Source organism: Chloroflexota bacterium (assembly GCA_034717495.1).
Lineage (GTDB): Bacteria > Chloroflexota > Anaerolineae > JAAEKA01 > JAAEKA01 > JAYELL01.
Genome location: JAYELL010000108.1, coordinates 30856 through 45256, shown reverse-complemented (window position 1 = coordinate 45256; position 14401 = coordinate 30856). Strand labels below are relative to the sequence as shown.

Genomic DNA, 14401 nt, shown 5'->3' with positions numbered 1-14401 from the left:
CTCAAGGGATGTGAGATTGTAATATCGTGCACATCACCATTGATTATACCCCGGCGGTGCACCAGGGTGCAGGCATCGGTCGACACACCCGTGGTCTTGTCAACGCGTTGGCTCCTTTGCTGGACAAACACAAGGTGACCCTGCTGGTTTTCGGAAGCCCGCCCGAAGGTCTTGTCAAAGCACCCGATGGCATGGACGTTCGGATCGTCCCCATTGCCAGTCGCTGGCTGACCATCGGCTGGCATCGGTTGAAGGTACCGTTGCCTGTGGACTGGTTATCGAGCCCGTCCGACCTGTATCACGCCTCAGACTTTGCCCTGCCTCCGGTGCGACGAGCCAAAACCTTGTTAACCATCCATGACCTCAGCTTCCTGACGGTACCCGAATATGCTGACGAACGACTCCGCTGCTTCCTGGCCAACACGGTACCCCATTCAGTGCGCAGAGCGAACCATATCCTCGCCGACAGCAAGAGCACAAAACGCGACCTGGTAGATCTAATGAACGTCGACGAGGAACAGATCACCGTAGTCTATCCGGGCGTCGACCATCGCTTCCAACCCCTGACCAATTCCCCTGGCCTGCAGATTGTGCGAGAAAAATACGGCCTGGGGCGCGCCCCCTTCATCCTGGGAGTGAGCACGTTGGAACCTCGCAAGAACTGGCCTGGTTTGATCAGGTCGTGGGATCGATTGCGCCGGGAAACAGACCATCCTCATCGACTGGTAATCGCCGGGGGGAAGGGTTGGCTAACCAACGAGATATTCAGAGTTGCCGACGAGTCCGATTTCCGCGAGGACATTACCTTCACCGGCTTCGTCGAGGACGCCGACCTGCCACACCTCTATAGTGCCGCTGATCTGTTCGCTCTTCCCACCTGGTACGAGGGGTTTGGTATCCCGGTTGTGGAGGCGATGGCCTGTGGAACCCCGGTGGTCTGCTCGGACAATTCCTCGCTGCCTGAGGCCGCAGGCGACGCGGCTTTGTTGGTCGATGCGGCCGACGAAGTTGGGCTGATCAGTGCTATGAGGCTCCTTATCGAAAACGACAGCTTGCGAAGTGAGTTGCGCCAACGCGGTCTCGCCCAGGCGCGACGCTTCACATGGGAGTCGGCAGCCCAAACCTTGTTGTCCACCTACGAACGCGTTTTCTCCCGACCATGACCAGCAGGCTCAAAGGAATCGCCTTTCATCCTGTTACGGCCACGCTGATTCTCCTGATCGGCTGGCTCTTATTAGCCCTGGGCTATTGGGGAGCCTGGATATGGTCCGAGTCGGCGGCGCTTCGTATCCTCGGTCTCGACTTCCCCGAGTATGTTAAATTCGTTGCCGAGGTGCGCAGTGGCGTCATTCAATTGACGCGAGAGGTCTTTTTCCTTCCCCTGGTGACTCTCAGCCTGAGCCTGAGTCTCCTGGCACACCGCGCCGAGTTTCGGTTTCCCCGCCTCATTCGTTGGCTGTTGAATCTAGCTGCGGTCCCGGTTGCCCTGTCAATGCTGCCACCGGCCTGGACCCCCGAACTGCTGCAGACAGATGAGTTCCTGAAACAAAGCGTGCTCATCGCGTTATGTCTGGTAGCTGCGCTCCTGAGTTATCCCTTGCTCAGACGGATCTCCGGCTGGATAGTGGCCCTGTTTCTGAGTCTCCTGGCTGCGGCGTCGATTTACGCACCGCTGGAAGCCCTTGCCCGCCTCCAACCCGCCCTGGATGCCATCTTCGGGAAACCGGTCAGCGTTGGTCGGGGTCCCTGGCAAACAGCGATCGGTATTCTCCTTGTTGTACTTGCCTCCTGGCTTGCCGTCATTATCCCCGGCAAAAACAGTTCCAGCCCATCACCCTCCCCCTCTCATGAGTCTGGCCCTGATTGAATTCTCCCGATTCTATAGTTAACTGACTACACGAATTCAATGATTGAACTCTAGTCAACCGGGTTACAGTGATGCAATACCGGATGGAGCGAAAAATCGCCCATTCCGGAATCGTAGATTCCGTAGGTCGGATCGCCGAACCTGCCCATCACCTCCCCGGGGTTAGCCAAAATCGTCTTTCCCATTCTCTCCACCTTAGCCTGATGATTGTGCCCATAGCAGACCAGGTCGAATTCGCCCGACCGGGCAAGGTATTGGGCGATTTCCGGATAATGATTAACCGCCACTCGTCGCCCGTCGAAGGCCAACTCAGCAAATTCGCCATGCAAGGTCACGTTGCCGGCTGCCTGCGCGTTCGCCAATAACAACCGCGGATCGCCATCGTTGTTGCCAAACACGCAGTGTACCGGTCCATTGAAATCCTGGCCGATCTGAGCCAGAGTGAAGGGGGCACAGAAATCCCCGCAGAAAATCAGTGCCCCCGCCTCCTGTTCGGCAATTCTGTCGAGAGCATCGGAAAGATTCCAGATATTGTCGTGCACGTCGGATATCACTGCGATTCGCATCGGTTCACCTCTTTCGTTCCTGACAGTCTGCGTTTGGCCGAGACCCAGGCTGGTTTGTCACCTGACGGTCATTTGCTATAATGGCATCATGGGTAATTCATCGCGCCAGCAGCCACCCTCCACCCGGCTCACCGACTCAAGCCGGCGACGCCGAAAAGACCGCACGCTGCAATGGGCCCTGGTTACGGCTCTGATTCTCTCGCTGTGCGGCCTGGCAGGCCTGACCTGGATCTCCATCGGCGGCGAGCTGCCTGACCTGGGTTCGAGACCCTCATGGACTCCACCGCCCCACCCAACGGCCTTGCCGGCAAGTGACACTCAAGCGGCAGTCTCCGAAGGGCGCTTCAACATCGGCGATGGTATCATGAACGCCAGTGGAAGCAATGTAAACCTGCGCCGGTCGCCGGGCTATCAGAAAAAGCCAGCCGGCGACGTTCTGATTTCTGTGCCGCCAGGCAGCATGGGATGGATCCTGGAGGGACCCAGCGACGCCGATGGGCTGTCCTGGTGGCGCCTTGACATTCTGGGCACCGAGGGCTGGATGGCAGAGCGAAGCAGCAGTGGCCTTTTGCTGCTGGATCACGCACAATGATCCATGTCACTTGAGCCGGATCCTGGGATTGAGCATGGCATATAACAGATCTGCCCCCAGGTTGGCCAGGGCAAACACAAGTACAGTGACCAGAGTAATCGCCTGCAACAATGGCATGTCCCTCCGGTCAATCGCAAAAGTAAGCAGCCGGCCCAGCCCTGGGTAGTTAAAGACGTTTTCGATTACGATCAAGCCACTGATCAGCCAGCCGAAACTGATAGCAATAATGGTGATGGTCGGTAACAGCGCATTACGCAGGACGTGTTTGACGATCACCTGACGCTCCGGTATCCCCTTGGTCCTGGCTGTCCGCACATAGTCCTGCTTCAATTCCTCGACCACGCCAGCGCGCGTCAGGCGGGTTACGTAGGCAAGAAGAACCAGGGTCGCGGTCAGTGCAGGCAAGACAAGCTGGGGCAATGCCTCGAAAAACCCGGTTCCTGGCCTGATAGAGGAGTTTGCCGGAAAAAGATCGAGCCGAAAGGCGAAGATCTGAATAAGCACGAAGCCGGTCACGAACTCCGGCAAACCCACAACGGCCAGCGATGAAATACTGATGACATTATCCGCTGCCTTGTCCTCCTTCAAACCAGCCACCACACCGAGGAAAACCGACAGAGGGACTGCAATCAGCATCGTCAGCGCACCGAGCATCATGGAATTACCCAATCGCTCCATGACCAGGGGGCGCACTGGCAGGCCCGTGCTGTAGGACACTCCCCAATTGCCGGTCAGGAAGTTGCCCAACCAGGTGAAATACTGGATGGGCCAGGGCTTGTCGAGCCCCAATTCCACCCGCAATTGTTGCACAGCCGCCTCGCTGGCTTCACGTCCCAAGGTAATGCGCGCCACATCGCCCGGCAACATCTGCGTGACGACGAAGACAATCAATGAGGTCAACAAGAGTGTCAGGACCAGAAATCCAAGGCGTCTTACGATGTAACGGCCCATTGATTCACTCCAGGTTGGGCGTTGCTACGCCGATGGCGCCAGGTGCCAATTGCTGTATCATTTCCAGGTCAGCAGCCGGAATATGGCAATGAATGCGGTGCCCGTCGCTGAGTTGTTGCCATGGTGGTGCCTCGTCGACACAGACCTGTCCCAAAAAGCGAGGACAGCGGGTATGGAATCGACAACCCGTGGGCACGTTCACGGGGCTGGGCACGTCACCTTCCAGATGGATTCGGTCCTCCTCTGCATCCGGATCCAGCAGCGGTATCGAGGATAGAAGGGCCTCGGTATAAGGGTGAAAGGGGGGTTCGAATATCTGGTGGGTTGTGCCCGATTCCATTTCCTCGCCCAGGTACATAACCATGATATCGTCGGCCAGATATCCTACAACGGCCAGGTCATGGGAAATGAACAGATACGCGCTGCCTATCTCACTCTGCAGGTCATTGAGCAAATTTAGAATCGCTGCCTGCACCGAGACATCCAGGGCCGATACCGATTCATCGAAGATCAATAAATCTGGGTTAGATGCATAAGCCCGCGCGATGGCAACCCGTTGCTTTTCGCCCCCGCTCAGTTGGTTGGGATAACGATCAGCAAAGGCAGGATCCAGCTTGACGGTACTCAACAGTTTCGCGACCTCGGAATCGATCTGTGATGATGGCACGCCAGCCAGACGCATCAAGGGCCGGGCCAGGGCATCTTGCACCGTGCGGTAGGGATTGAGTGCCTCCTGGGGGTTCTGAAAAACCATCTGCAGATGGCCCATGAGGCTTCGATCCCGATCGGATATCCGGGGCTGCAACGGCATCTCGAGTAAACTGATTTCACCCGAATTTGGTTCCGTGAGGCCGATCACACAGCGAGCAACCGTGGTTTTTCCACTGCCGCTTTCGCCTACCAATCCCAGGGTCCTGCCCCGATTAATCTGAAAACTCAGACCATCAACCGCCCGCACTTCCCGACCTGGCGCACGCCGCAACCATTCTCCAAAAGAACGTTGAACTGGAAAACGCTTTTCGAGAGAGTCGACACCCAGAACCGTTGGCGAAATCCCGGAATCGTCCGCACTCGGGTCCGGGTAGGCTGTGTACTTTGACGATGGATAGACCAGGGTGCCGTCAGCGACCTCGCGCCATCGATAACAACGAACACGTCTTGTCGATTGGCCGGACCAGGACTCCGGCTGCTCCAGGATGGGACGCTCAGAGTGACAGCGATCGATGGCAATCTCACATCGTGGCGCAAAGACACAGGCCGGTGGCAGTTCGGTGAGCCCCGGAATCGTCCCGGAGATAGGCTGTAGAGCCACCTGCTGCTTGTTCTGGCCCAGCCGTGGCACGCTGTCCAGCAACGCCAGCGTGTATGGGTGCAAGGGCTGATGGTAGATGGCCGAAACTGATGAATCTTCCACCAGCTCTCCGGCGTAGAGCACTGCAACCCGGTCACAGATGCTGGTTACCACACCAAGGTTATGGGATACATAGAGAACCGCCGTCTGGCTATCCCGAATCAAGTCCCGGAAAAGATCCAAAATAGTTGCTTCGGTGGTGACATCCAGGTTGGTTGTTGGCTCATCCAACACCATGAGCAGAGGTTCAGTCGTCAAGGCCATGGCTATCATGACCCGTTGCTGCATACCGCCGCTCAATTGATGAGGATAGCTGGCAGCAACCCGCTCAGGATCGGCAATACGCACCTGAGTCAACAGTTCAAGCATACGTTCCTGGGACTCAGCCTTGGAGACGTGTCCCACAAGAGCTTCCAGAAGCTGATCCCCAATCCGCATAGAGGGATTCAACGAAGAGCGCGGATCCTGAGGCACCAACTTGATATCATCCCGCCAAACCCGCCGCATTTCGGCGTCCGACAACGCCAGGAGATCAAGGCCTTCCAGCTTGATGGAGCCTCCACGCACTTCCCCGTTCTCGCCCAACACCCGCAGGATTGCGTGAGCCAATGTCGACTTCCCGGACCCGCTCTCGCCCACCAACCCATAAGTCTGGGCTGGCTCGATCTGCAGCGATACGTTCCGCACCGCGTCCAGCCATTGGCTGCCCTGTTGATAGGACACTGTCAGATCTTCGATCTGAAGAATCGGTGGCCGATGGTGTTTCCCGCCAGAACGTATCGCTCTCGTCATCATGATCGGCCTGACGTATGCAACGCACGCTTCAAGCCATCAGCCGAAAGGTTTACGCCGATTACAAGCAACGAGATGGCAGCCGCGGGAAAAATCAATGCCCAGGGAGTCAGGGCGTAGTAGTTCCTGGCCTCGGCCACCATCAGGCCCCAGTCAGGATTGGGCGGCTGAACACCGACTCCCAGGAACCCCAGAGATGCCACCAGAAAGATCGCATAGGAAAAGCGCAGGGCGGTCTCGACAGCCAGGGCCGGCCTCACGGAGGGCAAAATCTCGCGAAACAGAATGTGACCCAGGCTTTCTCCCTGGACTCGCGCCGCCTCGATGAAGCCCTTCGGTTTGACAGAGAGGACCACGCTACGTACGACCCGGGCGACGATCGGCGTGTAGACGATCGCAATCACAACCAGCACGCTGTTTCTGGACGGGCCAATTGTTCCGAGCAAGAGAAGGGCCAGAAGAAGCGCCGGTATGGCAAGCAAGCTGTCGAATATGCGAAAGACCACCTCGTCAACCCATCCGCCCTGGTATGCGCTGAAAAGCCCAACGACTGTACCAAAAAACACTGCAATGAGGGTACCCAAACCAGCCAGAGCGAGGATGTCCCTGGCTCCCAATACAACGCGGCTGAAAACATCCCTGCCCAGCCGGTCGGTGCCAAAGGGATGGTCTGCAGAAGGTGGTTGCCTTGCCTCTGAAGGTATTTGTTCCGTAGCCCCATACGGTGCAATCAACGGGCCAAATAGGGCAACAAGCAGAAAGAGAAGGACGACGGTGGTGCCGAAAGCCGATGCTGGTCGGGCATAGAGCTGGCGAAGAATGCCAGGCTGATGGCGATTACGTCTCGCCGGTTCGTCGGTTGAAGCGAAGACTGTCACGCCTGGAGTCCCCTTTGCTGATGACGGGAGTTACAGGGAATTGCTTCAAGAAACGCCAATGGATCGCTGCCATCGCCGGCTCGACTTCCCCTGAACCCGGACTTGCAAGGCGGGCAGGATATCTCCCACCCGCCTTGAGAATGACATATCAAACTACAGTTTGGAACGACGCAGGGTGCACTACTGAACGGGCTGGATACCGGCCAGATCAGTGCGTCCAGCGAACGCTTTCATATTGAAGCCATCGAACTGGTCACTGATGGCGCCTAACTGGGCGAAGAAATAAGGAATGATCACCGGACCTCTTTCAAGCAAGAGGGTCTGGATGTCGTGGTACGCCTCGGTACGCTCCTCTTCGTTGAGAGTCGTGCCAGCCAGCTCTGCAAGTCGATCAAACTCCTCGTCACAGAAATGGGATTCATTCCACTTGGCACCACACTTCAGCATGACGTCCAGGTAGAACTGGGGAATCGGGCGGGAACCCCAACCTGTGATGCCCAGATCCGCTTCCAGCCAGCCGTTATCGCCATAATAGACGCTTTCAGGCTCCACCGAAACGTCCACATTGATTCCAGCTTCGGCCCACTGCTCCTTGAGTACCACTGCCAGGTCGGGACGATCGCCCGAGTCAGGCACGTGGATGGTCATCTCAAGGCCATCGGGATAGCCTGCATCCGCCAAAAGCGCCTTGGCCGCTTCAGTATCCCGTTCCTTGACGGGGGTTTCCTCGCTATAATAGTCGACGTAGAGCGGACCGATGGGACTGTCGCGGCCCACCGCGCCGAGACCGAGGGTAACCTGCTCGAAGATCGCGTTACGGTCCGTTGCCAGCTTGAACGCCTCGACGACCCGAGGATCGTTGCCGGGTTCCCGGTCAGAACGGAGCCGCACCAGATCGAATCCGTTGGTCGGGATCGACACTGTATTGATTCCTTCCTCCTGTTCCAGCGTCAGGAACAGCGGTGTCGGCATGCGCATCACCAGATCAACCTGGCCACCCCGCAGAGCATCCACACTGGCAGCCTGATCACTGAAGAATATGAACTCCACTGCCTCCACGCCCGGCTTTCCGTCGATGAAATAGTCCTCGTTGGCCACCAGATCCATACGATTTTCCGGCCGGTAGTCGGCAACCTTGAAGGGCCCGCTGCCGTTAAACTGGGTGAAGTCTTCGGTGCCCTCTTTGACGACAAGCGCATGATTATCGCTCAAGTTGAACTGGAAGAAAGGATCGGGTTTTATCAGCTGAAAGACCACTGTTTTGGATTCAGAAGGATCAGCCGAGTTGGGAACGGTGAAAATGTCGGTGATGTTGCTGTAGAGGTCACTGGTCGGCAAACCAGCCTCGGGATCACGCAAGCGATTGAAGGTCCAGATGACATCAGCGGCTGTCACCGGCGACCCGTCGTGGAAGGTCGCATCGGGGTCAATCTCGAGGGTATAATTCAAACCGTCGGCGCTGATCCTGGCAGCGCTGGCGAGTCGGGGTTGCACCTTGTTTTCGTGATCGATGTCTACCAGGTAGTCGTAAACGGCATTCAGGATTGCGATTTCACTGTCCGACGATGCAAAAGCCGGATCAAGTTGCACGGGAATATCCAGGGCGACCCGCAGGGTGCTGGCCTCCGGGGCTGCTGCGGGCGCTTCACCCGATTCCAGCGGCGCGGCCGGCACCGGTCCCGACGGCGCCACGCAACTTGCCGTCAACAGGGCAAGAACCAATAGAACGCTCAACGAGAGGAAACTGGGCCCAAGGGTGGGCAAGGATCTCTTTTTCATGATTTCTCCCTCCTTATTCCGGACGATCTCGATTGTGGACGAGAACGAACGGGACGAATTGAAGTGGGACCAGACGCCCTGGCCCTTCCAACCTACTTTACCTCTTGCCAGGGTGGCTATCGGTTGGCAATCTTACCATATCCGGAAGAAGGCGCCAAGCCTCTCGACAATCAGCTCCTGCATCACGGTGGAAGCGAGCGGATCACGAGCAATTCAAGGCACCATACTGCAACAAGCCGGGATACACCGGCAAGGGCTGCTGCTACCTGAGATACTCATTCCAGGGCTCGAAGCCGCTCAGGGCAGATCACGTCGCTGGAAGACGATTTCATAGGAGTAGTGACCCCAGGCGTTGCCGCTGCAATCCTCGAGAATAGGGGGAGTCTCACTGCTGACCGGATAGGAGGTGTCAGTGGTACCCGTCAGGATCTCCGTGGACCAGGTCTGGCGCTCCCAGATCGGGTAATCCAGATAGCCGGGTGGCTTGAAAGGATCGGTACCGGTGAGAAGGCCATCACCGAATCCGTTTTCCTCCCAGAACAGCACCGGAATGTACCGAATGCCATTGCCCTCCACATCGATTACCCACAGGCGAATGTTGTGATCAAAATGATTATCGCGACAAGAGATGAATCGTACCGACGCCACCGTGAATTCAGGAAACTCCTGCCGCTGCTCGAAACCAACTGTGAGCCATTGGTGCCCGTTGACGCAATCATCGTGGGTCGGAATACCAGGCGCTTCCACGGCAGATGGATCATCCTGGTAAGCAACTTGTCCGATGACCGGAGAGATTGGCTCCTGCTGGCTGTTGACCACGGCAAGCTTCCACCTACCGGCAACCGGCTGCGAATCGTCGATAACCACCCGCCAGACCCCATCCCCGCCCGTAGGCTCAGACAGGTAACTATCCTGGCCTGATTCAGCCGCCCAGACCTTTACCTGAACACCTGCCTTCGGCACACCGGCATCATCGCGGACCACACCAGCGAAGCCTGTGCTGGCGCATGACGCCGACCCCGTGATGATCTCCGAAACAAAGTAATGCCACCCCGACTCCGGAGTCGAGTCACTCAAAGCAATAAAGGGCAGAAAGAGAGGGTTCTCGCCATCCTGCGGCTTCCGCTCCTGCCCCGGTTCCGTCCACCAGCTTGGTTGCCATACCAGTTCTTCCTGCTGCGGAATCAACGCGTCGGCTGACGCAAGGATCGAGAGACCGCCTGACATTATTGTTGCAAGAGACAGGACAATGGCGAAAAAGAGTCGACTTGAAATCACGGAGACCTCCAGTCCTGTAAAACAAAATGCGGTAAAACTGAATGCTTGAGTGGACTGACGCGGACAGTATAGCCGAAGGATGCTGAACTATGCAAGTAGCGAAGTCGTTGCCGAACTCGGCACATTTGTGGTACAATAGTGTTCAGTCGGTGAAAACGATCTGTCACTCTCTTCGGCAAGGACAGATGCTTTCCATCCGCACCGCTGCCTCACGGCGGGTACAAAAAGACGCACGGAGTTTGCGCTCCAATCATTGCACACATCGTTGATCAACACGGAGTCGTAGCGAATGCCTCGCCCTCTGTTTGACTCGCCCTACATTTTCGGTATCCATGAGCCCGGCGGCGAACGCCATATGCTTGAGGCCGGGAAACCGGGTTGGGTACTGTTCACTGAAGCAATCGGCTCCGAATCAAATGATCGCGGGGGAAAGGATTTCTCTTCCTGGAGTAACCAAGATATTGGCGTTATCTGCCGCATCAACAACGGCTACGAGCCAGCCGGCACCATTCCCCATAGCAGCCGCTACACCAGTTTTGCGCAGCGCTGCGCCAATTTTGTTGGCGCCAGCAACGGTTGCAAAATATGGATCATCGGCAACGAGATGAACTATGCCGTCGAGCGCCCGGGGGTTCAAATCAATCACTCGCGGGGCCCTGTTTCCAGCCCGGTGGACCCGGTTGATGATGATCCGGTTTCCCGCTCGCGGGGCCTTCCGGAACGCTTTAGCGCCTTGCTCCCACCCGGCCGGGCAGGCAGTTCCATCGTCAATCCTGGCGAGGTCATCACCCCTCAGAAGTACGCGCGCTGTTATCAGCTTTGCCGCGATGCGATTCACGGAGTGCCAGGCCACAAAGATGACCAGGTATTGGTTGGCGCCGTGGCGCCCTGGAACAATCAGACGAGCTACAGCGGCAATTCCCAGGGCGACTGGATACAATACTTCCGTGATATCCTGAATGCCATCGGTCCACGCAACTGCGACGGCATCACCATTCATGCCTATACCCACTCCTCCGACCCGGCGGAAATCTATACCAATCGTCGCATGGGGGCCCCGTTTGAGCACTACCAGTACAACTTCCGTACCTATCGCGACTTCCTGGAAGCCGTTCCCAGCTCCATGCGCCACCTGCCTTGCTACGTCACTGAAACCGATCAGGACGTGCCGTGGCTCAACAAGAACAACGGCTGGGTCCGGCGGGCATACGGTGAGATTGACCACTGGAATCGCCGGTCCGGCCATCAACAGATACGCTCACTGATCCTCTACCGATGGCCCCGGAAAGACAGGTGGGTCATTGAAGGCAAACAGGGAGTCGTCGACGACTTCCGCCAGGCGCTGGGTCATGACTACCGCTGGCGCGAGAGTTTGATCGTTCCTGCCAAGTTCGAATTGGGCCAGCATGTTTTTGCCGCAGACCTTCTGTCTGTTCGAAAGAGCCCCGGTTACCTGAACAAACCTGAGGATGACCTCGTCGCGAAACTGCCCCGAGGCAGCGAGTTCACCATTCTTTCGAGCGCGAAGATCGCCGACGGCCTGGTATGGTGGCGGGTTCGCCATCGCGACGAGAGCGTTTCCGTCGATGGTTGGGTTGCTCAAGCCAGTGCTACCGGGGCAGCACTGCTGGTGGAAACCAGGCCCGCCGAACCGCCAGCGCCGGAACCACAGCCATCCCTGCCTTCCGCGCTGGAGCCGGGAATGCGCATTGTCGCCCGGCAAGAGGTAACTGTTCGAAAATCGCCTGGTTATCGGGACAAGCCTAACGACGACGTGTTATTTCATTTGGTTCCTGACAGCGAGGCAACTGTCCTCAAGGGCCCGCAGCAGGTCGACGGTTTGATCTGGTGGCAAATCCGCTTTGTGGAGCCGGGACGCCGCCCGGTAGATGGCTGGGCAGCCGAAAAGAGCGCCAGTGGCAAGGTATTACTTTCCCCCAGAGCAGAGGTCCCGGAACCAGAACCTGTGCCCGAGCCAGAGCCGGTGCCGGCGCCCGAGCCAGAACCGGCGCCTATTGAAATCGGCGACCAGGCCACCACCACCGCTGTTATCCCATTGCGACGAACTGCCGGTCGCATCGGCAAACCATCCAACGACATCATTATCAATGTTCCCGCTCGACAGCAGCTGACGATCTCTGAAGGGCCGGAGCAGAAAGAGGGCGTAACGTGGTGGCGCGTCAAGTACATCAGTCGCTACGGCAATCCCTTTGCGGGCTGGGCGGCCGAGAGCTACAGCGATGGAACAATCCTCCTGGTGGCAATGCCTTCCCCGGAGCCAACACCTGGACCAGCGCCCACCCCGCCGCCCGTACCGGCTCCCCAACCTGCACCCAGCCCGGAGCCGGTGCCAGAACCAGAACCGGTTCCTGTGCCAGAACCGCCGAAACCAGCGCCTGTACCGGTGCCGGTTCCCGTGCCAAGGCCGGAACCAACGCTGCGAATTGGCGAGCCGGCTATCACCCGCGAGACAGTCGTGCTGCGACGCACGGCCGGCTATCGCAACAAACCGCCAGGGGATATCATCTACGAGATCCCCGGCGAGATTCGGGTTGACGTCGTGCGCGGACCCGAGTTTGCCGACAATCTTCTCTGGTGGGGCATCCGCTTTGTCAGCCAGTTCGGAAATCGATTCGATGGTTGGGCGGCTCAGGCAGGCCCGCTAGGCGCTGTACTACTCGTGCGCGACATCCCAATGCCACCGCGACCGGAGCCGACGCCAACAAATCCGGTTCCCGATCCGGTGCCGCAACCTGTTCCCGAGCCAGGGCCAGAACCCCAAGAGCCGAGGCCAGCAGCGCCCTCGCTGGAGGAAATGATTCCCGGCGATCGGGCAAAAACAACAACCACTATCTATCTGCGCCTGGCGCCCGGTTGGCGCAATAAACCCGATTCAGATATTCTCCATGAGATCCCACCTGAGGTTGAAATCGATATCGTCGCTGGCCCTCAGGACGCCGACGGTTTGACCTGGTGGCTCATCCGCTACACAGCCGCCGGTGGTCGAGCCTGGGAAGGTTGGCTGGCCGCCACCTCCCTTGCCGGTACCCCGGTGCTGACCGTGTTGCCGCGAGTCGACGCGATCCCGCCGGATCCCGAACCGGTGCCCCCTTCCCCACCAGAGCCTCAACCCATCGATCCGGAGGTAGAACCGCAACCCAAACCTGTACCGTCGCCCGAACCCAAGCGTATTACCCCCGGAGATTCCGCTTTCGCGGCCACGGTCTTGAATGCCCGAAGATCTCCAGGTTATGTAAACAAAGACGGTGATGATGTGCTCTTCGAGTTGCCCTTCGGCGCTGAGATAACGGTACTCGATGGCCCTACCGAGAAGGATGAGCTACCCTGGTGGCACATTCGTTTCCTCACCCTGGAAGATCAGGCCATCGAGGGGTGGGTTGCCGAGATCAGTCCCAATGGCACCACTTTGCTGGCTACCAGCCAACCTCCAGCGCCCTCGACCGATAAACCTGTGCCCACGGCCACCTTCCAGCCTGGTAACAGCGTTTACAATGCCTACATCGAAGGGGTGAATATGCGCCGGTCGCCCGGATATGCAGACAAGAATGATTCCGATGTCCTGGGTGTTTTACCGCCCGGCAGCGAGGCTGTAATCACAGCTGGTCCGGAAGAGGCGGACCTTCTGGTCTGGTGGCACATTCAGGCAGACGTTGACGGCAAAAAGATCGAGGGATGGGTCGTTCAGGTGGGTGCGACAGGAGAGCGTTTCCTGGTTCCCATTCAGTTTCAGGATCGCATCATCCTGGGCACACCCTTCGAAGGGCGATGGCGAGTAACCCAGCTATTTGGAAAAAACCCTCAGTATTACAAACAATACAGCTACAACGGCGTCGCCCTGCGCGGCCACAATGGCCTCGATTTCGGCACTCCGAACGGCACAAACCTCCGGGCAACCGACGACGGCGAGGTTACCCAGGCCGGCTTCGACAAGGGTGGCTACGGCAACTTTGTGAAACTGACCCATGAGTGGGGAGAATCGATCTACGGACACATGGAGCGAGTCACCGTATCGATCGGCGATCAGGTATCTCGCGGCCAGCCTCTTGGCCCGTCGGACAACACCGGTGGCAGCACTGGTCCCCACCTGCATTTCGGAATCCGTATCTACCCCTTCGATCGAGCCGACGGCTGGGGAGGCCATTGCGACCCGCAGTACTTCATGAATCCCGACGACCTCATCATACCCGACAGTGTCCGTCCCGTGGACACCCTGCCGCCCCCTGCCATGTCACCCGACGCGCCAGGGCGAATTCGTCCCTGATGGCGCAATCGCAGCTGCCTGATCAGTGAAATCGAAAAGGCCCCGCAGGTGACTTTTGCCCACGG

General features: G+C 57.9%; 10 protein-coding genes. 4 read left to right on the top strand and 6 right to left on the bottom strand.

Annotation, left to right across the window (positions count from 1 at the left end):
* Nucleotides 1-26 precede the first annotated feature (26 nt).
* Together U9R25_19315 and U9R25_19310 are read left to right on the top strand one after the other, a co-directional pair.
* Complete coding sequence (locus U9R25_19315; GenBank protein MEA3338045.1) at nucleotides 27-1163, top strand: glycosyltransferase family 1 protein; 1137 nt, start codon at nucleotides 27-29, stop codon at nucleotides 1161-1163.
* The gene (locus U9R25_19310; GenBank protein ID MEA3338044.1) at nucleotides 1160-1867 is read left to right on the top strand and encodes a hypothetical protein; all 708 of its coding nucleotides are present in this window, start codon (nucleotides 1160-1162) and stop codon (nucleotides 1865-1867) included. Before U9R25_19315 ends, U9R25_19310 begins: the two co-directional genes overlap by 4 nt.
* A gap of 50 nt (nucleotides 1868-1917) precedes the next feature.
* On the opposite strand, the gene U9R25_19305 is transcribed toward U9R25_19310, so the two are convergent.
* Nucleotides 1918-2433 carry a metallophosphoesterase gene (locus U9R25_19305; GenBank protein ID MEA3338043.1) on the bottom strand — a complete coding sequence of 172 codons (516 nt, stop codon included), beginning with the start codon at nucleotides 2431-2433 and terminating at the stop codon, nucleotides 1918-1920.
* A gap of 88 nt (nucleotides 2434-2521) precedes the next feature.
* Here U9R25_19305 and U9R25_19300 point away from each other — a divergent pair, with 88 nt between their 5' ends.
* Nucleotides 2522-3025 (top strand): hypothetical protein, encoded by a 504-nt coding sequence (locus U9R25_19300; GenBank protein ID MEA3338042.1) that lies wholly within the window; start codon nucleotides 2522-2524, stop codon nucleotides 3023-3025.
* Between the two features lie 6 nt (nucleotides 3026-3031).
* On the opposite strand, the gene U9R25_19295 is transcribed toward U9R25_19300, so the two are convergent.
* The 5 genes from U9R25_19295 to U9R25_19275 all read right to left on the bottom strand — a co-directional run bounded on the left by U9R25_19295 (nucleotide 3032) and on the right by U9R25_19275 (nucleotide 10054).
* Nucleotides 3032-3976: an ABC transporter permease gene (locus U9R25_19295; GenBank protein ID MEA3338041.1), complete on the bottom strand. Its 945-nt coding sequence runs from the start codon at nucleotides 3974-3976 to the stop codon at nucleotides 3032-3034.
* 4 nt (nucleotides 3977-3980) lie between these two features.
* A complete protein-coding gene (locus U9R25_19290) occupies nucleotides 3981-6119 on the bottom strand; it encodes an ABC transporter ATP-binding protein (protein ID MEA3338040.1) in 2139 nt (712 codons plus the stop codon).
* Entirely contained in the window at nucleotides 6119-6997 is an 879-nt protein-coding gene (locus tag U9R25_19285; protein MEA3338039.1) for an ABC transporter permease, read from the bottom strand. Before U9R25_19285 ends, U9R25_19290 begins: the two co-directional genes overlap by 1 nt.
* 180 nt (nucleotides 6998-7177) lie before the next feature.
* On the bottom strand, nucleotides 7178-8776 hold the full coding sequence (locus tag U9R25_19280; GenBank protein MEA3338038.1) for an ABC transporter substrate-binding protein: 1599 nt from the start codon (nucleotides 8774-8776) through the stop codon (nucleotides 7178-7180).
* A gap of 297 nt (nucleotides 8777-9073) precedes the next feature.
* A complete protein-coding gene (locus U9R25_19275) occupies nucleotides 9074-10054 on the bottom strand; it encodes a hypothetical protein (GenBank protein MEA3338037.1) in 981 nt (326 codons plus the stop codon).
* 289 nt (nucleotides 10055-10343) lie between these two features.
* Between U9R25_19275 and U9R25_19270 the strand changes: the two genes are divergently transcribed.
* The gene (locus U9R25_19270) at nucleotides 10344-14336 is read left to right on the top strand and encodes a M23 family metallopeptidase (GenBank protein MEA3338036.1); all 3993 of its coding nucleotides are present in this window, start codon (nucleotides 10344-10346) and stop codon (nucleotides 14334-14336) included.
* Nucleotides 14337-14401: the final 65 nt, after the last annotated feature.

Coding starts and splice junctions, on each gene's coding strand:
- U9R25_19310 (MEA3338044.1), top strand. CDS start 1,160: ATGACCAGCAGGCTCAAAGGAATCGCCTTTCATCCTGTTACGGCCACG.
- U9R25_19305 (MEA3338043.1), bottom strand. CDS start 2,433: ATGCGAATCGCAGTGATATCCGACGTGCACGACAATATCTGGAATCTT.
- U9R25_19300 (MEA3338042.1), top strand. CDS start 2,522: ATGGGTAATTCATCGCGCCAGCAGCCACCCTCCACCCGGCTCACCGAC.
- U9R25_19295 (MEA3338041.1), bottom strand. CDS start 3,976: ATGGGCCGTTACATCGTAAGACGCCTTGGATTTCTGGTCCTGACACTC.
- U9R25_19290 (MEA3338040.1), bottom strand. CDS start 6,119: ATGACGAGAGCGATACGTTCTGGCGGGAAACACCATCGGCCACCGATT.
- U9R25_19280 (MEA3338038.1), bottom strand. CDS start 8,776: ATGAAAAAGAGATCCTTGCCCACCCTTGGGCCCAGTTTCCTCTCGTTG.
- U9R25_19270 (MEA3338036.1), top strand. CDS start 10,344: ATGCCTCGCCCTCTGTTTGACTCGCCCTACATTTTCGGTATCCATGAG.